Source organism: Salinactinospora qingdaonensis, assembly GCF_039539445.1.
Classification (GTDB): domain Bacteria; phylum Actinomycetota; class Actinomycetes; order Streptosporangiales; family Streptosporangiaceae; genus Salinactinospora; species Salinactinospora qingdaonensis.
In genome coordinates, this window is the sequence record NZ_BAABDD010000042.1 from 14,611 (window position 1) to 34,046 (window position 19,436).

The 19,436-nt window shown below is 69.4% G+C and carries 16 protein-coding genes; 9 read left to right on the plus strand and 7 right to left on the minus strand.

Going from position 1 to position 19,436, the window contains the following annotated elements; all coding sequences use genetic code 11:
* Positions 1-15: 15 nt before the first annotated feature.
* Together ABD848_RS23210 and ABD848_RS23215 are read right to left on the minus strand one after the other, a co-directional pair.
* Complete coding sequence (locus ABD848_RS23210; RefSeq protein ID WP_344976688.1) at positions 16-1,116, minus strand: DUF3616 domain-containing protein; 1,101 nt, start codon at positions 1,114-1,116, stop codon at positions 16-18.
* A 276-nt stretch (positions 1,117-1,392) separates the two neighbouring features.
* Positions 1,393-2,880 (minus strand): polysaccharide deacetylase family protein, encoded by a 1,488-nt coding sequence (locus ABD848_RS23215; RefSeq protein WP_344976690.1) that lies wholly within the window; start codon positions 2,878-2,880, stop codon positions 1,393-1,395.
* A gap of 306 nt (positions 2,881-3,186) precedes the next feature.
* On the opposite strand from ABD848_RS23215, the gene ABD848_RS23220 reads away from it, so the two are divergent.
* The 5 genes from ABD848_RS23220 to ABD848_RS23245 all read left to right on the plus strand — a co-directional run bounded on the left by ABD848_RS23220 (position 3,187) and on the right by ABD848_RS23245 (position 11,287).
* Entirely contained in the window at positions 3,187-3,357 is a 171-nt protein-coding gene (locus ABD848_RS23220; RefSeq protein ID WP_344976728.1) for a helix-turn-helix domain-containing protein, read from the plus strand.
* A 358-nt stretch (positions 3,358-3,715) separates the two neighbouring features.
* A complete protein-coding gene (amaB, locus tag ABD848_RS23230) occupies positions 3,716-5,251 on the plus strand; it encodes an L-piperidine-6-carboxylate dehydrogenase (RefSeq protein ID WP_344976731.1) in 1,536 nt (511 codons plus the stop codon).
* A 306-nt stretch (positions 5,252-5,557) separates the two neighbouring features.
* Positions 5,558-7,990, plus strand: a complete 2,433-nt coding sequence (locus ABD848_RS23235) for a lysylphosphatidylglycerol synthase transmembrane domain-containing protein (protein ID WP_344976693.1) — start codon at positions 5,558-5,560, stop codon at positions 7,988-7,990.
* Between the two features lie 271 nt (positions 7,991-8,261).
* A complete protein-coding gene (locus ABD848_RS23240) occupies positions 8,262-9,677 on the plus strand; it encodes a xylulokinase (protein WP_344976696.1) in 1,416 nt (471 codons plus the stop codon).
* 176 nt (positions 9,678-9,853) lie between these two features.
* Positions 9,854-11,287 (plus strand): dihydrolipoyl dehydrogenase family protein, encoded by a 1,434-nt coding sequence (locus ABD848_RS23245; RefSeq protein WP_344976699.1) that lies wholly within the window; start codon positions 9,854-9,856, stop codon positions 11,285-11,287.
* Between the two features lie 197 nt (positions 11,288-11,484).
* On the opposite strand, the gene ABD848_RS23250 is transcribed toward ABD848_RS23245, so the two are convergent.
* From ABD848_RS23250 to ABD848_RS23270, 5 genes are all read right to left on the minus strand, one after another.
* Positions 11,485-12,426, minus strand: coding sequence for a DMT family transporter (locus tag ABD848_RS23250; RefSeq protein WP_344976701.1), 942 nt, complete (start codon positions 12,424-12,426; stop codon positions 11,485-11,487).
* 197 nt (positions 12,427-12,623) lie between these two features.
* The gene (locus ABD848_RS23255; protein ID WP_344976704.1) at positions 12,624-13,643 is read right to left on the minus strand and encodes a hemolysin family protein; all 1,020 of its coding nucleotides are present in this window, start codon (positions 13,641-13,643) and stop codon (positions 12,624-12,626) included.
* Positions 13,640-15,034 (minus strand): hemolysin family protein, encoded by a 1,395-nt coding sequence (locus tag ABD848_RS23260; RefSeq protein ID WP_425567672.1) that lies wholly within the window; start codon positions 15,032-15,034, stop codon positions 13,640-13,642. The genes ABD848_RS23255 and ABD848_RS23260 overlap by 4 nt, the downstream gene beginning before the upstream one ends.
* Positions 15,035-15,302: 268 nt before the next feature.
* Entirely contained in the window at positions 15,303-15,866 is a 564-nt protein-coding gene (locus tag ABD848_RS23265) for a TrmH family RNA methyltransferase (protein WP_344976707.1), read from the minus strand.
* 46 nt (positions 15,867-15,912) lie between these two features.
* On the minus strand, positions 15,913-16,560 hold the full coding sequence (locus tag ABD848_RS23270) for a class I SAM-dependent methyltransferase (RefSeq protein WP_344976710.1): 648 nt from the start codon (positions 16,558-16,560) through the stop codon (positions 15,913-15,915).
* A 107-nt stretch (positions 16,561-16,667) separates the two neighbouring features.
* Between ABD848_RS23270 and ABD848_RS23275 the strand changes: the two genes are divergently transcribed.
* The 4 genes from ABD848_RS23275 to ABD848_RS23290 form a co-directional block, all read left to right on the plus strand.
* Complete coding sequence (locus ABD848_RS23275) at positions 16,668-17,423, plus strand: SDR family oxidoreductase (protein WP_344976713.1); 756 nt, start codon at positions 16,668-16,670, stop codon at positions 17,421-17,423.
* Between the two features lie 158 nt (positions 17,424-17,581).
* On the plus strand, positions 17,582-17,788 hold the full coding sequence (locus tag ABD848_RS23280; protein ID WP_344976716.1) for a DUF1918 domain-containing protein: 207 nt from the start codon (positions 17,582-17,584) through the stop codon (positions 17,786-17,788).
* Positions 17,789-17,823: 35 nt separating this feature from the next.
* The gene (locus ABD848_RS23285) at positions 17,824-18,099 is read left to right on the plus strand and encodes a DUF1876 domain-containing protein (RefSeq protein ID WP_425567673.1); all 276 of its coding nucleotides are present in this window, start codon (positions 17,824-17,826) and stop codon (positions 18,097-18,099) included.
* A 114-nt stretch (positions 18,100-18,213) separates the two neighbouring features.
* A partial coding sequence (locus ABD848_RS23290) for an APC family permease (protein ID WP_344976722.1) occupies positions 18,214-19,436 on the plus strand: 1,223 nt, incomplete at its 3' end.

Consider the following 19,436-nt stretch of genomic DNA (forward strand, 5'->3'; position numbering starts at 1 on the left):
TCGTCCAGTGCCGTCCTATCGCGGTTGGTCTCCCACTGTCACCAAATCGGCCTGCACGCCTGTCTTGGTCAGCCGGTCCGGGGCCGGGCTGTCGTAGACGACGAGCAGACGCTGGGCCGTCTCGCCCGCCCCCGGGGGATAAACCACGATCCCTTCGGCGTGGTCGGTCCCCACACCGAAGCTCAGCTCGGCCACGTGGGACAGGTCATCGGCCCCCACGACCTCGGCTCCCTCCCGAACGGCCGCCTTGGGCCAGCGCAGCACCCGCACCGGCCCGTCAAGGTCCATGCTCGGACCCACGAGGAGCAAAAGGTCGTCACCGTCAGGGCATATATCACGTATCCCCAGGCCTCCCAGATCCAGAAAGTGCGTAAGGTAACGCTGCCCGGGGGCGAGCTCGGCCAGGTGCAGCCGGTGCGGGTCGTCGGGGTCGGTCTCGGGCAGCAGTTCGATGAGCACCGCCCACCCGCGCAACACGGGGCCACGCAGTCCCAGGTAGATCCGCTCGCCATGGGCCGCGATCCCCTCGATGTCGACCCCGTTGTCCTTGCCCGGCAGCGCAAGGAAGGCAGCCAGGTGCGGATCGTCGGCCAGCAGATCGGTAATAGTCTCACCGGGGCGGCCGAAAAACGCCGCGGTACGGACCTCGCCATCCTCCTCGACGCTCACCCGCGGCTCCGGAGCACCGTCAGCCCCGGTAGTGATCGGCAGGCGTACCAGAGTGAAGCGGTTCTCTTCGCGCACGACGGTGGCCAGCCTGCGCCGTGCCTTCTTGGGGGAGTGTTTGTCTTTGATCCGCTTGCGTTTGAGACTGTGCGACCCGATCGCCCACAGCCAGGCTCCGCTGCGCGCCAACCCCTCGATGTCGGCTTCGGCGTGGCCGCCCTCGGGCAGCGCGACGTAGTCGGCCAGGTTGAACCCCTGGTGTCGGGCGAAGCGCACCGGCTGCCCAGAGCTGTCGAACTCCCCGGCCAGGCGCTCGATCGTGGCGCTCTCGTCACCGGCGGTCCACACGTACTGACCGTCGCGGCGCAGCGCCGAGAGGTTGGTGATCGTGTCGTCGGGCACGTCTGAGTCGGCGAAGCACAGCTCGACTCTTCTCGTCGTGTCGGACATCTTCGGTCGTCTCCCTCTGGCCGTAAGAAAAGAATCTACATCGTAAAGGCGAGATGAAGTTTAAAGTACTCAAGAGTACGTCAACAGCGACAACTAACGCGACGCACCCAATAGCGAACAAACATCGGCGGGGCGCCATCAACGCTCGCCTGCTTTGGGACCTCTCCTGCGTGGCTTCGGGAACGGGCACGGCCGCACGGCACCGTTGAGACGACAAAGTATCCCCGTCCTGGCGGGGGAGGCCAGCGGACCCCGCCATGAGCTGGGGCAGCGCCGCTAGGTGCGGCGTTTGTAGGCGGCGCCGGGCTTGAGGCCGGTCTCACTGAACAGCCCGGACACGGTGACGAAGTGGTAGCCCTGCCCGCGCAGCCTCGTGATGATCTCGGGCACCGCGGCGACGGTGGGGGCGTGGATGTCGTGCATCAGCACGACGCTTCCCGGTGACGTCTGCGATGTCGCGATCTCGACGGTCTCGGCGGTGCTGCGCGTCTGCCAATCACGGGTGTCGACATCCCAGATGATCATCGGAAGAGCGGTGTTGGCGCTGGAGGTGGCGTCGTAGGCGCCGTAGGGAGGGCGCATGGTGCGCGGCGGTGCACCCACAGCCCGCTCGATGGCCGCGGAGGTCCGTTCCAGGTCGTTTCTGACCTGTTCTGGTGACAGGGTGGTGAGGTCGTCGTGCTGCCAACTGTGGTTCCCGATCTCGTGGCCCTCCCGCACCGCCCGGCGTAGGGTCTCGCCGTTGCCGTCGACGAGTTGACCCAGCACATAGAAGGTGGCGTCGACCGAGTGCTCGGCCAGGTGGTCCAGCAGTCGTTGGGTGTGGGGGCCAGGACCGTCGTCGAAGGTCAGCGCCACACAGGGGACACGGTCACAGTCGAGAGTGGCCATCGCCGGCCCTGCCGCGGCCACCGTGTCGGTGCTCAAGTCAGCGGTGCCGCTGCCGTTCATGGCGGCCTCGCGGGCCTGGCGCCCCAGCTCGGAGAGGAGTTTGTCGGAGGTCGCGCGTTCCACCGTGATCTGATCGACAGGCACGGAACCGGTGCCGGCCTGGCCGGGGCTGAATCGGATCACCACGTTGCCGGCGGTGTCGAAGCCGATGTCGTGCAGAGAGGACGCGCGTTGCTGCTTCTCGGCGGCAGCGGGCGGGGCGAAGGAGTCGTTGGAGGGGGAGGCCATCACAGTGGCTGCCTCGCGCAGATCCTCGGGTAGCTCCTCGGCGCTAACCCCGTAGTCGTCGCGCAGTTGGCGTGCGACCCGGGCGCCCAGGGCAGTGATGGCGGCCTCGTTGCGCAGCAGCGCCCGCCAGGGGCGGACCGTGGCGCTGGCGGTGTCGTACCAGCGTGTCGTTGCCGTGGTGGTCCCGGCGGTGCCGCCGCGGGCCACGATGCGCGCCCCCACGACGGCGTCGGAGACGGCCAGCAGGGTGGCTTCCTGTTCGAGCTCACCGCCGGTGCCGCTAGTGATGAGTTGGGTTTCCCGCTCCGCCATCAGCGTGCGGATTTCCATCGTCAAGGGGGCCGCGGTCGGGATCAGCGGGTAGCGGGCGGCTGTGCGCACCCCCTCGTGTTCGATGACGAGCTCGCGGGTCTCCACGCCGCGCACCTGCTCAGGTGCTAGGCTCACCAGCTCGGTCTGAGTATCGGGGGGGTTGGGCTGTAGATCTTCGAAGTTGGGCAGGTAAGCGCACGCGGCTAGGCAGGTCAGCGCGGTCGCGGTGGCGCCTGTGCCCAAGAGGCGGTGCCCGGTGGTGGAGCTGAACACAGCAGTGGCCTTCAATCGTGCGTAAGACACGGAACACGGGACATCTGGGCAGTGATGGGGGAGCATGTCAGAACCCACCCATTCACTCCGTAGAGTGATGATATTCTTACCCTAAGTCGTCGCCTGTGTGGGGGATATGCCCAGCGTGGGCGTGGCCTGTTCTGGGGCGCCTAGGGATGCGTATCCGGTGCCGACAGCGGGAAGGACAGCTTCACCGCTTCCCCGGGAGGGTGCCCCGGCCTTCAGGCCAGGGAGGAACCCGGGTGGCGGCTCACACACGGTGGTTCCTCGGGTGAAGGTCCGTACCTGCGTTCGGCGTACAAGGTTCGGGTCTACTCGGACTCCGCACAGGCGGTCCAGTCGGGCTCTACGTTCGGATGCGGGCGCCTGATGTGGAACAAGACACTGGCTGCGCGGCACACCGCCTGGCACCGGCGCGGCCAGCAGCTCCCTACGCCCAGACCGCTGCGGCGCTGACCGGGGAAAGCAGACCTCCGAGTCGGCACCCGAGACCGGCTAGCGAGGTGGGAATCGACCTCAAGGGAGGGCACCCGCGCCGAACTCTCCTCGGCCACCCGCCACTGGGTGTGCCCGGCCTGACGCACCCGCCACGACCGTGACATCAACGCGGCCACGAACATCGGTGCGGCTGGTCGAGTCACCGCCCGCCACGCGGGAGACGCCGGTGGAGCCGGTGTCAGACGGCGCGAGGCCACCCTTGCGCGCTCGGCGACGAAGCAGGAAACCCACCCCGCGAGGGGGAATCTTCTCCCGTTAGGAAGGGGAGAACGTCAATGAACCGTGGACCTCTCAACGAGGAGAGGAGAACGTGGCCATGACTCCCACCGAACTGTCGACCACCGCCCAGATCCGCGAACGCGTGTCCAAGAGCCTGCGAAGCTGCGGGGTCGACCTCGCCGCCGATGCCGAGGCCACGTGGGGATCGTGGACGCCCATCACCGGTGAACGCCTTTTCCCCGTGACTCCGGCCACCGATACCGAGATCACTATGGCCATAGCCAGGGCTTACGACGCTTTCGGCGTCTGGCGCTCGACCCCGGCGCCCCAGCGGGGCGCCCTGGTGCGGCGCTGGGGCGACCTCCTGCGCGAGCACAAGAGCGACCTGGCCACTGTCGTCACCGCCGAGGTGGGCAAGATCAGCTCCGAGGCGCAGGGCGAGGTCCAAGAGATGATCGACATATGCGACTTCGCCGTCGGGCTCTCCCGCCAGCTCTATGGCCGCACTATGGCCACCGAGCGGCCCGGGCACCGGCTGATGGAGACGTGGCACCCCCTTGGCGTAGTGGGAGTCATCTCCGCGTTCAACTTTCCCGTGGCGGTGTGGTCGTGGAACACCGCTATCGCGCTGGTCTGCGGCGATCCGGTGGTGTGGAAGCCCTCCGAGACCACACCGCTGACGTCGCTGGCATGCGCGGCGCTCCTCGCTCGGGCCGTGGCCGAGGTGGGTGCGCCCGCCGATGTCCACCAGTTGCTCCTCGGAGGGCGCGAGGTCGGGGAGCAACTGGTGGACGACCCTCGCATCGCCCTGGTCAGCGCCACCGGCTCGGTGGCTATGGGCCAGCGGGTGGGGCCACGGGTCGCGGCGCGCTTCGGCCGCTGCATCCTTGAGTTGGGCGGCAACAACGCCGCGGTCGTCACCCCCTCGGCGGATCTGGATCTGGCTACGCGCGCCGTCGTCTTCGCCGCTGCCGGAACGGCCGGACAGCGGTGCACGACACTGCGCCGCCTCATCGTCCACGAGAGCGTCGCCGATGACCTCCTCGCCGGCATCACCGAGGCCTACGCCGAACTGTCTATCGGTGACCCCTTCGACGCGGCCACGCTCGTGGGGCCACTCATCGGGGCCCGCGCCTACGAGGCCATGCTCAGCGCCCTGGAGCGCGCCCGCGCCGACGGCGGCACGGTGATCACCGGCGGACAGCGCCGGTTGCACCGGCAGGCCCCCGACGCCTACTACGTGCAGCCGGCCGTGGTGCGCATGCCCGACCAGACCGCGGTGATGCGCGAGGAGACGTTCGCGCCGATCCTGCACGCACTGACCTACCGCACCCATGCCGAGGCCATCGCTCGCAACAACGAGGTCACCCAAGGGTTGTCGGCCAGCGTGTTCACGCGCGATCAGCGCGAGGCTGAGGAGTTCATGGCCGCCGAGGGCGCCGACTGCGGCATCGTCAACGTCAACATCGGCACCTCGGGGGCCGAGATCGGGGGAGCTTTCGGCGGGGAGAAGCACACCGGCGGCGGGCGCGAGTCGGGCTCGGACGCCTGGCGGGCCTACATGCGTCGAGCCACCAACACGGTGAACTACTCGCCGGAGCTGCCGCTGGCCCAGGGCGTGAGCTTCCTGTGAGCCCTCGCGCGGCGCTGGGGCCGCGCAGTCCGCCCTAAACAGGTGGTTGACCACGGCGGTGTCGGTGACCAGAGTCGACACCAAGCCGGGGCGCAAGGCGACGTCGGTGGCTTCGACCGCAGAGGCCGGGCGACATCGACGCCGCCCCACTGCCCACTCACGTCCTGCCGCTGGCGCGCTTTCCCGAGGCGCTCGACCTCATACGCGCCGGAACCGGCGGGAAGATCCACATCACTTCAGACGATACCGGTGACTGAGCCCGCCCCGCGCCGCCCTGGCACGGCCGCTGCGGACACGCCACGGGGGATGCAACAGACGTCCGGAGAATCGGGCAGTCTGGACAACGTGACACCAGGAGAACCCAGCACGGAAAGGATGAGCCTGGGGGCGGCGATCCGGCAGCGGACACGCCTGACCACGCGGCGGCCCCTGGACTTACTGTTGGCGTTGGCTGGGGGTGTGACGCTCGCCGCGGTGCTGCTGCTCGTGCGTCTGACCGCAGACGGGGTCGACACCCCGCCCCCGGGGCCGTTGCGTACGCTACTGCCGGCATCGCTGCTGGCCCTGGCCTCCGGGGTGGCCAACCTGGCCGTCATTTTGTTGGTCTGCGTCACCATCGTCGAGCGCCTCATCCACCGTGAGTTTCGCCATATTCTTCGGGCGTTGCTGGCCGCCTGTCTGGGCTACGCTCTCGCCGGCGCGCTCAACGCCGTCGCCTTCCACATCGCCGGACCGGCGGGACCACCCGAGGCGCTGGCCACCCCGCCTTACCAGGGCGGCCTCACCCAGCCCCTGCACGGCTACCTTGCCGCGGCCGTGGGCTACGCCCAAACGATGGGCCCGGCCCACATGCCGCGCGTGCGCGTCGGGATATGGGCCGGGATCGCCGTCACCGCCGCCTCGGTGCTGTTGTCGGGCTTCACCACCCCGTTGGGGCTGGCCCTCACCTTCGTGCTCGGCTGGACCTGCGCCTGGATCGCCCGCTACAGCGTGGGCATCACCTCACCGGCCCCCGAACCAGCGCGGCTCGTGCGCGAACTGCGCCGGTTGGGGATCGACCCCCTTGACATCACCGCCGACGGCACCGACCAGGAAGGCCACGACCGCTTCGCCATCGACACCGTCGACCGTCGCTTCGATGCGGTCCTGGTCCGCGCCGACGTCGCCACCGGCTTTTGGAAACGCCTGTTCAGCCGTTTGCTGCTGCGCGACCCTGCGGCCCCTCCCGTACTGTTCACCCTGCGCCGCCGCGTGGAACACACCGCCCTCCTCGACTTCGCCGCCCAGGCCGCCGGAGCCGCCGTTCCCCGCTTGCTGGCGCTAGGAGACCTCGGCCCCGGCACGACCCTGCTGGTGCGTGAGCACGTGCGCACCCGCTCTCTGGCCCAGTTGCACTCCCACGAGATCACCGACGCCCTCCTCGACGAGGTCTGGAACGGTCTTGCCCTGCTGCATCGCCACCGCATCGCCCACCGCAACGTCAGCGACCTCACCGTGGGGCTGCGCATGGACGGCCGCGCCGTCTTCCACGGGATGTCCACCGGCGATGTGGCCGCCGGCGGCTTCGCCGCCTCCCTCGACACCGCCGCGCTGCTCACCACGTTGGCGCTGCGCGTGGGCGCGCGCCGCGCCGTGGAGTCGGCGGTGCGCCACCTGGGCACCGAGACCGTCGCGGCCACTCTGCCGTTCTTGCAGCCCGCCGGGCTGCCTCGCACCCTGCGCCGCCGCATGAGGTCGAGTTCGATCACCCTCGGCGACGTGCGCACCGAGATCAACCGCATCGAACCCGAGGCGCCGGCCGGCCCGGCCAAGCTGGAGCGGATGCGCCCGCGCACTGTGGTCAGCGTCGCAGCGGCCACCATCGTCGGCGTGCTGCTGGCCTCCCAACTCACCGACGTCGACCTCACTACGATCAGCGGCGCCAACCTCGTCTGGACCGCAGCGGCGTTCGTGACCTCCCTGGTGGTCGTGTTCGCCGCCGCGCTGGTCCTCATCGGCTTCGTCCCGGTCCGGTTGCCCCTGTGGTCCACCGTCCTGGTCCAGTTCGCCGGCTCCTTCATCCGGATCGCGGCCCCGGCGGGGCTGGGCTCGCTGGCCCTCAACACCCGCTACGCCACCCGCATGGGCGCCTCAGCCGGACTCGCCATCTCGGCCGTGGGCGTCTCTCAGCTCGTGGGGCTGCTGACCCACGTGGCGCTGCTGCTGATCTGTGCCTACCTCGCCGGCACCGCCTACCCCGCCGACTTCTCTCCCTCAGCGATCCTGCTCGTGGTCGCCGGCGTCCTCTCGGTCGCGGTCGCGGCTGTGCTGGCTTTTCCCGCGCTGCGTCGGGCCATCATGAACCGGGTGCGCCCCTACTTCCAGGGCGTCCTCCCGCAGCTGCTCGACCTGGCCCAACAGCCGCGACGCCTCGTCTTGGGCCTGGGCGGCACGCTGCTGCTCACCGTCGGGTTCGTGCTGTGCCTGCACTTTTCCATCGTCGCCTTCGGCGGCAGCGCCAACCTGGCCGCTGTCGCGGTGGTCTTCCTCGCCGGCAACGCGGTGGGCTCGGCCGCCCCTACCCCCGGCGGGCTGGGGGCGGTCGAAGCGGCCCTGTTGGGCGGGCTGACCACGGTAGCCGGTGTCCCAGCCAGCGCAGCACTGCCCGCCGTGCTGCTGTTTCGGCTGCTCACCTTCTGGTTCCCGGTGCTTCCCGGGTGGGGTGCGTTCCACTACCTGCAACGCAAGAAACTCATCTAGCAGCTCTCCGCCCGCGGCCCCTCCCACACCAACCTCGACCTCCCGGCGCCCCCTGGAAAACGTGGAGCGAGGAGACCACGGTGGGCACGCCCACACGGCCACCTACTGCCACGGCCTCCTCCCGCAGGCCGCCCCTTGGTAGCCTGCGCAATGGCGCGGTGATCACGCGGCGACCGGCCGCAGCCGAGCCAGCGAATCGGCCCGCCCCGCAGCCACCACCCTTACGGCCAGCGGGACGCGGCCACGTCGCAGGAGGAGAGGACGCCCGGCTATGGCTCGTGCAGCGCTGATCGGCCTGGACCTCGGCACCAGCGGGGTCAAAGCCCTCGTGATCGCCCTCGACGGCACCCAACTCGGCGAGGCCGACCACCCCCACCCGGTGGTCTCACCCGAGCCCGGCTGGGCCGAAACCGCGCCCATGGCGTGGTGGGAGGCCGCCGTGTCCGCGGTGCGCGCCGCCCGGAAACAGGCCGGCGAGGTGGAGATCACCGGCATCGGTGTCGACGGCCAGATGCACGGCCTAGTGCTCACTGACGCCGACGCCACCCCGGTCAGACCCGCACTGCTGTGGGCCGACCAGCGCGCCGAAGAGGTCATGGGACGCTGGACCCAACTGTCGGCCCCCCAACGCGCCCGCCTGGCCAACCCCCTGACCCCCGGCATGACCGGTCCTTTGCTGCGGTGGGTCGCCGAACACGAACCGGAGTCGTTGCACCGCTCCCAGTGGGCGCTGTTGCCCAAAGACTGGCTGCGCATGCGCCTCACTGGCCGCGCCGTCACCGACCCCTCCGACGCCTCGGCCACCCTGCTGTGGGACATGCCCGAAGAGACCTGGTCACAGCCCGCGCTGGAAGCCTGCGGCGTCGGGGCCCAACTGCTACCGCCCGTGGCCGCCTCCGCCTCGTGCGCCGGCTCCCTCAGCGAGGCCGCAGCCACCGAACTCGGGCTGCCCCCCGGGATTTCGGTGGCCACCGGCACCGGCGACACCCCCGCCGCGGTCCTCGCCGGCGGGCTCGCCCCGGGCCAGGCCCAGATCACCGTCGGCAGCGGCGCCCAGATCGTCGTCCCCGTCGCCGAGCCCACCCCCGCCCCCGGCGTGCACGTCTACCGCACCGCCGACGACAGCGGCTGGTACCGCATGGCCGCGGTCCAAAACGCCGGCCTCGCGTTGGAGTGGCTCACCACCCTACTCGCCGCCACCTGGGACGAGCTCTACGCCAGCGTCGAATACGGCCGTCCCGGCGCCGACGGGGTCACCTTCGTGCCCCACCTCACCGGCGAACGCACCCCCATCCTCGACGCTTCGGCGACCGGCTCCCTGCTGGGCCTGCGCCTGGGCACCGACCGGGCCGCGCTGCTGCGCGCCGGCGTCGAAGGCGTGGCGCTGTCGCTGCGCCACGCCGCCACCGCCCTGGCCGGTGGGCTCCCCGACCAGGTGCGCCTGGCCGGGGGCGGCAGCCACCACCCCGCCTTCCGTCGGCTCCTGGCCGACGTGCTCAACGTCGAACTCCACCCCATTCGGCTGCGCAGCGCCTCCGCGCTGGGCGCCGCCATCCTCGCCGCCCGCGCCGCCGGTCTCGACGATCCCCACGTCCAGCCCGAGCACGAAGCCCCCGTCCTGCCCGGCGAGCGCGCCGCCGCCTACGACGAGATCTTCCAGAACTACCTGGATTCGGTGCGTCGCTGAGTCGGCTCCCCAGCGCGGCGCGGCCGACTTCGGACACCTCTGCCCCCTGTGGTTACCGCCCCTCCCGCTGGGGCAGCGGTGCTCGGCGTGCCACTTCCCATCGCGCCGGCTCGCCTGCGGCCCCGGTAGTGGTGGGAGTGGCCCGTCGCAGCGCAGCCGAAGGGAAAGGCGCGACCGTGACACGCGAGAGCGAGTACGACGTCATCGTCATCGGGGCTGGATCTACCGGAGAAAACGTCGCCGACCGTGTCAGGCGCGCCGGCCTCACCACCGTCGTGGTCGAGCGCGCCCTCGTGGGAGGGGAGTGCTCCTACTGGGCGTGCATGCCCAGTAAGGCACTGCTGCGTCCGCCCGCGGCGTTACACCAGGCCAGTGCCGTCGACGGCGCCCGCGAGGCGATCAGCGACGGCCTCTCGCCGCGGCCGGCTCTGGCCCGCCGCGACGAGATCGTGTCCCACTGGCACGATGACAGTCAGGTCACCTGGGTCCACGACGCCGGAATCGATCTCGTGCGCGGCCAGGGCCGGCTGGTCGGGGAGCGTCTCGTCGAGGTCACCAGCCCCGCCGGCGAGATCATCGTGCTCACCGCCCGCCACGCCGTGGCCCTGTGCACCGGCTCGCGGCCCCTGGTGCCGCCGCCGCTGGCCCCCGCCCAGCCCTGGGGCACCCACGAGGCGACCTCGGCCCAACAGGTGCCCGACAGCCTTATCGTCGTCGGGGGCGGCGTCGCCGGATGCGAACTGGCCTGGGCCTGGCACTGTTTGGGAGCGCAGGTCACCATGGTAGTGCGCGGGCCCCGGCTCCTTGCCGGCTACGAGCCCTTCGCCGGCGACCACCTGCGCCAGGCCCTGCACCACGCCGGCATCGATATCCGCACCGCCACCTCGGCCCGCCAGGCCACCCGCGATCCCGCCACTGGCTACGTCAGCCTCACCTGTGACAGTGATCAAGGCCAGCAGGTGCTCACCGCCGCCGAACTGCTCGCCGCCACGGGCCGCGCCCCCACCACCGACGACTTGGGCCTCGACAGTATCGGCCTCGACCCTGCCGCTCTCGATGTCGACGACACCTGCCAGGTTACCGGCGTCGATGAAGGGTGGCTCTACGCTGTCGGCGACGTCAACGGACGCGCCATGCTCACCCACATGGGCAAGTACCAGGCGCGTGCCTGCGGTGAGGCCATCGCCGCCCGCGCCGCCGGAACCGAGGCCACCATCCACGCCTGGAGCCGCTGTACCGCCACCGCCGACCACCACGCTGTGCCCCAGGTCGTGTTCACCGAACCGGAAGTGGCGGCGGTCGGCCGCACCGAGGATGCGGCCCGCGCGGCGGGACTGCGCGTGCGCGCCGTGGAGTACCCACTGAGCTCCATCGCCGGCGCCGTCCTCTACGCGCGCGACTACAGCGGCCACGCCAAGATCGTCGTCGACGACGAGCGGCAGGTCCTGTTGGGCTGCACCCTGGTCGGCTCCGGAGCCGGTGAGCTCATCCACGCCGCCACGGTCGCCGTCGTCGGTGAGGTGCCGCTGGAACGGCTGTGGCACGCCGTACCGGCCTATCCCACGATGAGCGAGATCTGGCTGCGGCTGCTGGAAACCTACGGCCTGTGAGTGCAGCGACCGCGTTTCTCGGCCGCAGCCGAGCGTGGGGCGCGTCCCCGAGCAGGTGGGCCGAGCAGTCCGGAGCGCGCCCCGTGGCTCCCGTTCAGGGAGCGGGCGTCGTCACCTCAGCCCCCACCACACACAAGTAGTAAATCTACATTGTAAAGTTGAGGGGGATGTATCCCACAACAATGGTGGAAGCTTACTCAACCAGGGGAGGAGACGCCCGCTGTCAGACGCGCCGGATCGATCACCCCGCTGGGGCGAGAGCTCGAACGACTCAACGTCATAGCCGTCACGGCAACCAGCAGCACCCCAGCCCCACTCCACTGGCTCCAGCTCAGCGACGCTCCCAGCGCGGTCACCCCCACCAGCGCTGAGACGAAAGGAAACGTCAACTCGGCGATCGTGGCGCGGCTGGCCGCCGTACGACTCAGCCCCCAGTAGTACACCAGCAACGCACCCAGCCCCGGGATGAGCGCCACCCCGATCAGCGGGACGACGTCGCCGGCGCCAATGCGCAGTGACGCCCCCGATCCCAGTGCCAGCACCAGCGTCACCGGCAGTGCGACCGTGAAGCGCACCGCCGTGACGTGCATGAACGACAGTCGTAACCCGGCGAAGCGGCCCAATACCGTGCCGCTGGCCCACAGCACGGCCGCACCGACAGCCAAGAGCGCGGCCATAGCGTCACCGACGCTGATCGACAGCGGGTCTGCGAAGGCCAGCAGCCATGTCCCCACCAGCGCGGGCACGGCGTAGTAGGCGAAACGCGGGGTCACCCGTTCACCCAGCACGACCATGGCCAGCACGACGGCGAAGACGGGTTGGAGCTTTTGGAGCACCTGCGGCGTGACAGGGTCACCGACAGCGAAGGCCGCCGTGAACAACGTGGTGGCCACCGCCGAGGAGCCCCCTCCGACCACGAGCATCGCCAGCACCGTGGCACGGCCGCAGCGAGCCAGCGCCACCATGGCGGAGCCGATCCACGGCAGCAGACACGCCACGATCACCAGGTGCTCGAAAAAAACGATCGTGGGGGCGGGCAGCCGCTCGACCAGCGGCTCGCGCAGCAGCGCCGACGTCCCCCACAGGCCGGCGGCCACAGCTACGGCCCACATCCGGTCGCCGCGCATGGGCTCAGCCACCGCAGTCGTTTCCGCCGTGCCAGGGCAGCACCATCGTCGAGTGATTCCTTTCCGCTCGCAGGCACCCCGTGTTGTTGCCGGCACCCCGTCGGCCCCCGGCGTTGATTCCCCGCCGGGGAGCACAACACACGGCCCCGCCGGCGCGGGCCTCGGACCACGGGGTCCACAGCCGCGTGCCGACGGGGCCGTAGTCGACCTTAGGCGGGGCTGCGGTGGCCCACCAGCAACAGCCGATCGAGAATGTCCTGCATGGTCACCAGGCCGATCAGGGAGCTGTTGTCCTCGACCAGCGCGAGGTGGCTGCGGCTCTCACGCATGATGCTCAACGCCGCATAGATCGGGGTGGCTGCCTCTAGGCTCAGCACCGGCCGCATCAAGTTGGCGGCGGTCGTGCCGGCCGCACTGGTCAACGCGTCGCGCACGTGCAGCACTCCCAGCGGCACCGTGCCGTCGGCCACGACCAGGCGCATGTGGCCGGTACTGCGCGACACCTCCTTGATGGCCTCCAACGAAGCCCCGGGGCTGACGCTGGCCAGTTCGGCCTTGGGGGTGACGATCTCGCGCAGTGGTCGCGCGTTGACCTCCAGCGCGCTGGCGAGCTGGTCGCGACGTTCGGCGTCGAGGGCCCCGGCGCGGGCCGAATGGTCGACGAGCTGGCGCAGGTCATCGGGGTTGTGTCCGCCGGCGACCTCGTCAACGGCAGCCACGCCGATACGGTGCAGGCTCCAGTTGGCCATCCCGTTGAGGCCCACCAGCAGTGGACGGGTCAGCCACATCCACCCTCGCATCGGAATGGCCAGCAATGTGGCCGACTTCTCGGGGTGGGAGATCGCCCACGACTTCGGCGCCATCTCCCCGACTACCAGGTGCAGGAACGTCACCACGAACAGGGAGACGACGAAGGAGACGGTGTAGGACACCGCGTTGGGCAGCCACCCGTGGAACAGCGGCTCCAGCAGGTGGTGGACGGCCGGCTTGGTGATCGCACCCAGGGCCAGCGTGCACAGTGTGATGCCCAGTTGCGAGCCGGCCAGCAGCAGCGACAGGTCGCGCGCGCTCTTCAGCGCGGTTCGCGCCGCCAGGCTGGTGGCCGCTGCCTCCTCCAACCGGTAGCGCCTCGCCGCCACCAGCGCGAACTCGATCGCCACGAAGAACGCGCTGAGCACGATGATGCCCACCGAGATCAGTAGCGCTAGAACAGGGGGAAGGTCGCTCATGCCCGCACCCCCCGATCGTCCTGAGGGGTCTCGGTGGCCTGGATTTCGGTCATTTCCAAACGCACGGTCTCGGGCACGTGACGGTCGACGTTGTCCACGGTGAGGTGGATGTAACGGTGGGGCTCATCGTCCTCGGCCACGGGTGGGCGGGGCAGGTCGACGGTGACGGCGTCGCCGGGTTCGGGCAGCCGCCGGAGTTCGTTGATGACCAGCCCGCCGATGGTTTCGTAGTCACCGTCGGGCAGGTCGTGGCCCAGGAGGCGTTCCACCTCGTCGACGTGGAGTGCACCGGGCAGCAGCCAGGAACCGTCCTCGCTGACACGGGCCTCGCCCTCGTCTTCGGGGTCGTGCTCGTCGGCGATCTCGCCGACGAGCTCCTCGGCGATGTCCTCGGTGGTGATGACGCCGGCCAGCCCGCCGTACTCGTCGACGACGCAGGCGAATTCCTCGCCGTTGTCGCGCAGGTGATCGAGCACGGTGCTCAACGGCAGCGAGGCGGGCACCATAACGGCGGGCCGGGCGACCTCCTTGACCTCCACGGTGTCGAGGTCGCGGTCGCCCAACGCCAAGACGTCGCGCAGGCACACGACGCCGACGATGTCGTCGACGCCGTTGCCCAGCACGGGGAAGCGGGAGTGGCCGGAGGCCATGCTCTCCACGACGCGGCTGACGGGTTCGTCGGCCTCCACGGAGGTCACCTGGGGGCGAGGGATCATGGCGTGGTCGGCGGTGCGGTCGTGGAAGTCCAGGCTGCGGTCCAGCAACGTGGACAGGTCGGCGGGCAGGTCGCCGCTCTCGCGGGACTCCTCGACGATTTTCTCCAGGTCACGCGGGGTCGCGGCGTGCTGGAGGTCCTCCACGGGCTGAATCCGCACGGCCTTGAGCACTCCCACGGCGGCCTGGTCGAACAGCCAGATGAGCGGCCCGAAGACCTTGAGGTAGACGTTGGTGGACAGCGCCAGCCAGCGGGCCACGGGTTCGGGGCGCGCGATGGCCAGGTTCTTGGGGAACAGCTCCCCGAAGACCATCTGCACCACGGTGGAGAGCAGGAGCGCGGCGACCGTGCCGATGGTGATGCCAAGGGCTTGGGGGATGCCGGTGACTCCCAGCACCTCTCCGATGCCGGCGCCGATCATGGGTTCGGCGATGTAGCCCACGAGCAGACCGGTGACGGTGATGCCCAGTTGGGCTCCCGAGAGCATGAAGGAGGTGCGGTTGGTGACAGACAGGGTGCGCTGGGCGTTGGTGTCACCGGAGGCTTTCGCGGCCTTGAGACGGGAGCGGTCGACGGCGACGAAGCTGAACTCTTGGGCGACGAAGTAGCCGTTGGCTGCGATGAGCAGCAGGACTACCAGTGCTCCGAGGATGAGGTTGACGGCCACGCCGATCATGACGCACGCACCGCCTCGGAGCTGTCAGCTTCGGCACGTGCGCGCGCTGGTGAGGGGGGTTCGTCGAGGTCGGGGGAGCAGCGTTTACATAGGACACCGCTCGTACTTCGGGACGGATCCACTGTTCCTCTCTTGGTGGGTCAGTTATCTGTGTATACGCTCACTAGGCTGGAAAACTTCCCTGCGGCGCGTGGTTGAATCATCGGTGGGCAGGGTCCCTGGCGCAAGAGGGCGAGCCGCGCTGATACGGGCGCAAAGCCCGGAAAAGCTAGTTCACGGCGTCGCTGGTGGGGGCCGTCTCGACGTGGTGCTGCCACTCGCGGCGGCGGGTCTCGGCGATGGCCACGGCGGTGGCGATGGCCACGTTGAGCGAGCCCACACGGCCGGTCTGGGGGATGTAGGCCAGCGCGTCGACGGCTTTGAGTAGCGCGGGGGAGCAGCCGTGGTCCTCGGCGCCCACGGCGAGGCAGATGTCGCCGTCGAGGGGAGCCTCGTGCAGGGGCGTGGCGCCGTGGGCGAGTTCGACGGCGACGACCCGGTAGCCGTCGTCGTGGGCGGCGTTGACGGCCTCGGGGCTGGTGCGCAGGCTCTGGCAGCGCAGTTTGGCCTCCGAGCCCAGCGCGGTCTTGCCGACCTGGGGGTGGGCGGGGTCGATGGTGTTGCCGGTGAGCCAGACGGTCTCGACGCCGAATGCGGCGGCGGTGCGCAGGATGGAGCCCAGGTTGAAGGGCTGGGTGATGGATTCGACGAGGAGCGCGATGCGTGCCTCGGTGCGCCGGCGCCATTGGCGGTTGAGACGTTTGACGTCGGTGGGACGGAGCTGGGTGCTCACCTGGCTCGGGCTTCCTTGCGGGTCGTGGTCGGATGCGCTGGCCAGCTTACCCGGCGGCGGGAGCGCTGGTGATGCGTAGGACCCGGTATCCCGAGCGGGAAGCGATGCGTTGGCTGGGCAGGTGGTGGGTGTCGAGCCAACGCTGTAGGGAGTCGGCGCCGAGGTGGCGGTGGACGACGAGGTGGGCGGTGCCCTCGGGGGAGAGGCGGGTCAGCCAGGTGCGCAGCAGGGTGTGGAGGCGGTCCTTGCCGATGCGGATGGGGGGATTGGACCAGATCGCGGCGAAGGGGCCGGACAGGGCGGTGGGGTGTGCTGGGGAGGTGTGGGGGTGGGGCGCGCCGTCGTCGGTGACCTGAAAGAAATCTACGTTGTAAAGGTGGTTGTACTGTGCATTAAAAACAGCCAGGTCGAGAGCGCGACGATTAACGTCAACACCAACGACGGCAGCAGCGGGGGAGCGGGTGGCCATGGTGAGGGCGATGGGGCCGTAGCCGCATCCGAGGTCGAGGAGGTGGCCGTGGGTGGGGGGTGGGGGGACGGTTTCGAGGAGGATGCGGGTGCCGGGGTCCACGCGGTCGGGGGAGAAGATGCCGCGGTCGGTGGCCAGGCGGAGGTGGAGGTCGTCCAACACGAGGTTGACGGTGGTGGGGCGGCTGGCGGCGCCGGGGTCGGAGTCGAAGTAGTGCTGGGCCACGTGGTGACGCTACCAGGGCAGTGGGGGTGGTCCCCTTCACATGACAGACCGTCCGGTCGGTACTGTTGGGGTCGGTAGAGCACGCATAGCGCGCAAAGGAGAGTTCCATGGGGCGTTTCGAGGGCAAGGTCGCCGTTCTCACGGGCGCGAGCCGGGGGATTGGGTTGGCTGCCGCGCAGCGGATCGTGGACGAGGGTGGCAGGGTCGTGATTACTGCACGTAACCAGGAGCCGCTGGACAAGGCCGTAGCCGAGCTCGGTGGGTCCGAGCGCGCATTGGGCGTGGTGGGTAAGGCCCACGACGCCGATCACCGCGGCGAGGTCGTCGACCGGGCGCTGTCGACGTTTGGCCGTCTTGATGTGCTGGTCAACAACACGGGGACCAATCCGGTCTATGACGCGGTGGTCAATCTCGACGCGGCGGCGATGGCCAAGATTTTCGAGGTCAACGTGATCGCGGCTGCCTCGTGGGTCAGCAGTGTCTACCACGCCTGGATGAAGGAGCACGGGGGAGCGGTGGTCAATGTCGCCTCCCTGGCCGGGCAGCATCCCTCGCCGGGGTTGGGGGTCTACGGGGCGAGCAAGGCGGCCCTGATCAACCTCACCGAGCAGTTGGCTTATGAGCTGGCGCCGGGGATTCGGGTGAATGCGGTGGCGCCGGCGGTGGTCAAGACGCGCTTTGCCACGGCCCTGTACGCCGACAACGAGGAGGAGGTGGCTGCGGGGTATCCGTTGGGCCGGTTGGGGGAGCCCGCTGATATCGCCGCGGCGATCGCTTACTTGTCGTCGGCGGATGCGGCGTGGGTGACGGGGCAGACGATCACGCTGGACGGGGGGCGGACGTTGAGTGCCGGTGTGGAGTAGTGCCGTGGGGTGGGGGTGGGTGGTTCCCGCCCCCACAGCGGGGCCATTGGGCCTGTGATCTGCGGAAACGGAGTTTTCAGGATTGCGTGTTGGGCTTGGTGGGCGGATTATGGGGAAGGAGAGCAGCAACCGTGATGAGGTGAACGGGGGAGGTGACGATGCGGGCCCGTGTCGGGGATCGTCTAGTGGTTGAGGGGCCGCGTGATGATGTGCCGCGTCGCACTGCTGTGGTGACGGACGTGCGCGGTCGCGATGGGGCGCCGCCGTATCAGGTGCGGTGGGTCGATGAGGACCGGGAGACGTTGGTCTTTCCGGGGGGTGACGCTCATATCGAGCGGGGTCCGGAGAGCCCTGCCGAGGAGTGAGGTGGTGGCCGGTTCCGGCTGGTTGGGGGTGTGTGATGCACACGATGAAACGGTGGAATATCGACATCCTCTTGTCGGAGGAGTCGGAGGGGGATACGGCGCGTACGTGGGCCGAGGCGGGGCTGTCGTCTGAGGACGGCTCGGCGCTGCATGGCCATGGGATGGCGCGTAAGCACCCGTTGGATTTGGATGTTCCCGAGATTGGTGAGGAGTTGGCGGTGTCGCGGGCGTTGGCGGATCTGTCGCGGCAGTTGCGGCAGGTGGCGGCTGAGGACATCGCTGAGTCGACGGGGACGCCGTGGACCCAGTGAGGGGCGTGTCGTGCCGGTTGTGGCGCTCGGTGACGGTGTGTGGTCGCCGGGCGCTGTTTTGTTTGGGGGAGTTCACTGGGATGTGATCGGGATCGGGCAGACTCTCAGGATGTGATGTCTTCGTCTTCTGGTCCGTGGGGTTCTGAGGGGGGCCGCAGGGCTCCTGCGCGGGTGTTGGGGCTGGCCGATGCTGTGGGGATCGGTATGGCCGCGATGGTGGGCGCGGGGGTGTTTGTGGTGTTTGCGCCGGCGGCGGAGGCTGCTGGGGCGTGGTTGCCGTTGGCGTTGCTGGTGGCGGGGGTGGTGGCTTATTGCAATGCGGTGTCCTCGGCGCGGTTGGCGGCGGTGCATCCGGAGTCGGGGGGGACGTATGTGTATGGGACCCGCCGGTTGGGGGAGTTGTGGGGTTATGTAGCTGGTTGGGCGTTTGTGGTGGGGAAGACGGCGTCGTGTGCGGCGATGGCGTTGACGTTTGGGGCGTATGTGTGGCCGGGGTGGGAGCGGCCGGTGGCGGTGGTGGCTGTGGTGGTGTTGGCGGTGTTGGATTATCGGGGGGTGCGGCGTTCGGCGGCGGTGATGCGGCTGTTGTTGGTGGCGGTGTTGGCGGTGTTGGCGGTGGTTGTGGGGGTGGCGTGGTTTGGTGGGCAGGCGGAGGTGGCGCGGTTGGCGGTGGTGGGGGAGTGGCCGGGGTTTTTTGGGGTGTTGGGTGCTGCGGGGATGTTGTTTTTTGCGTTTGCGGGGTATGCGCGGATCGCGACGTTGGGGGGTGAGGTGCGGGAGCCGCAGTGGGTGATTCCGCGGGCGGTTGCGGTGGCGGTGGTGGCGGTGATGGTGGTGTATGTGGTGGTGGGTGCCTCGGCGTTGGCGGTGTTGGGGCGTTCGGGGTTGGCGGAGTCGGCGGCGCCGTTGGTGGCGGTGGTGTCCCGTAGTGGGTTTGGGGGGTTGGCGCCGGTGGTGGCGGTGGGTGCGGCGTTGGCGAGTTTGGGGGCGTTGTTGTCGTTGTTGTTGGGGGTGTCGCGGACGGTGGCGGCGATGGCTGGTGATGGGCATCTGCCGGGGTGGTTGTCGGGGGTGCATCCGCGGTTTGGGGCGCCGCATCGGGCGGGTGTGGTGGTGGCGGTTGTGGTGGCGGTTGTGGTGGCGTTGGTGGGGGATGTGCGGGGGGCGATTGGGTTTTCGTCGTTTGGGGTGTTGATGTATTACGCGATCGCTAATGCGTCGGCGTTGCGGTTGGGGGCGGGGGAGAATCGGCCGCCGTTGGTGGTGCCGTTGGTGGGGTTGTTGGGGTGTGTGGTGTTGGCGTTTAGTTTGCCGTTGTCGGCGGTGGTCAGTGGGGG

Bases quoted from the DNA above. Each gene is read 5' to 3' on its own strand.
- ABD848_RS23210 (WP_344976688.1), bottom strand. From the start codon at position 1,116: ATGTCCGACACGACGAGAAGAGTCGAGCTGTGCTTCGCCGACTCAGAC.
- amaB (WP_344976731.1), top strand. From the start codon at position 3,716: ATGACTCCCACCGAACTGTCGACCACCGCCCAGATCCGCGAACGCGTG.
- ABD848_RS23235 (WP_344976693.1), top strand. From the start codon at position 5,558: ATGCAACAGACGTCCGGAGAATCGGGCAGTCTGGACAACGTGACACCA.
- ABD848_RS23240 (WP_344976696.1), top strand. From the start codon at position 8,262: ATGGCTCGTGCAGCGCTGATCGGCCTGGACCTCGGCACCAGCGGGGTC.
- ABD848_RS23255 (WP_344976704.1), bottom strand. From the start codon at position 13,643: ATGAGCGACCTTCCCCCTGTTCTAGCGCTACTGATCTCGGTGGGCATC.
- ABD848_RS23260 (WP_425567672.1), bottom strand. From the start codon at position 15,034: ATGATCGGCGTGGCCGTCAACCTCATCCTCGGAGCACTGGTAGTCCTG.
- ABD848_RS23275 (WP_344976713.1), top strand. From the start codon at position 16,668: ATGGGGCGTTTCGAGGGCAAGGTCGCCGTTCTCACGGGCGCGAGCCGG.
- ABD848_RS23280 (WP_344976716.1), top strand. From the start codon at position 17,582: ATGCGGGCCCGTGTCGGGGATCGTCTAGTGGTTGAGGGGCCGCGTGAT.
- ABD848_RS23285 (WP_425567673.1), top strand. From the start codon at position 17,824: ATGCACACGATGAAACGGTGGAATATCGACATCCTCTTGTCGGAGGAG.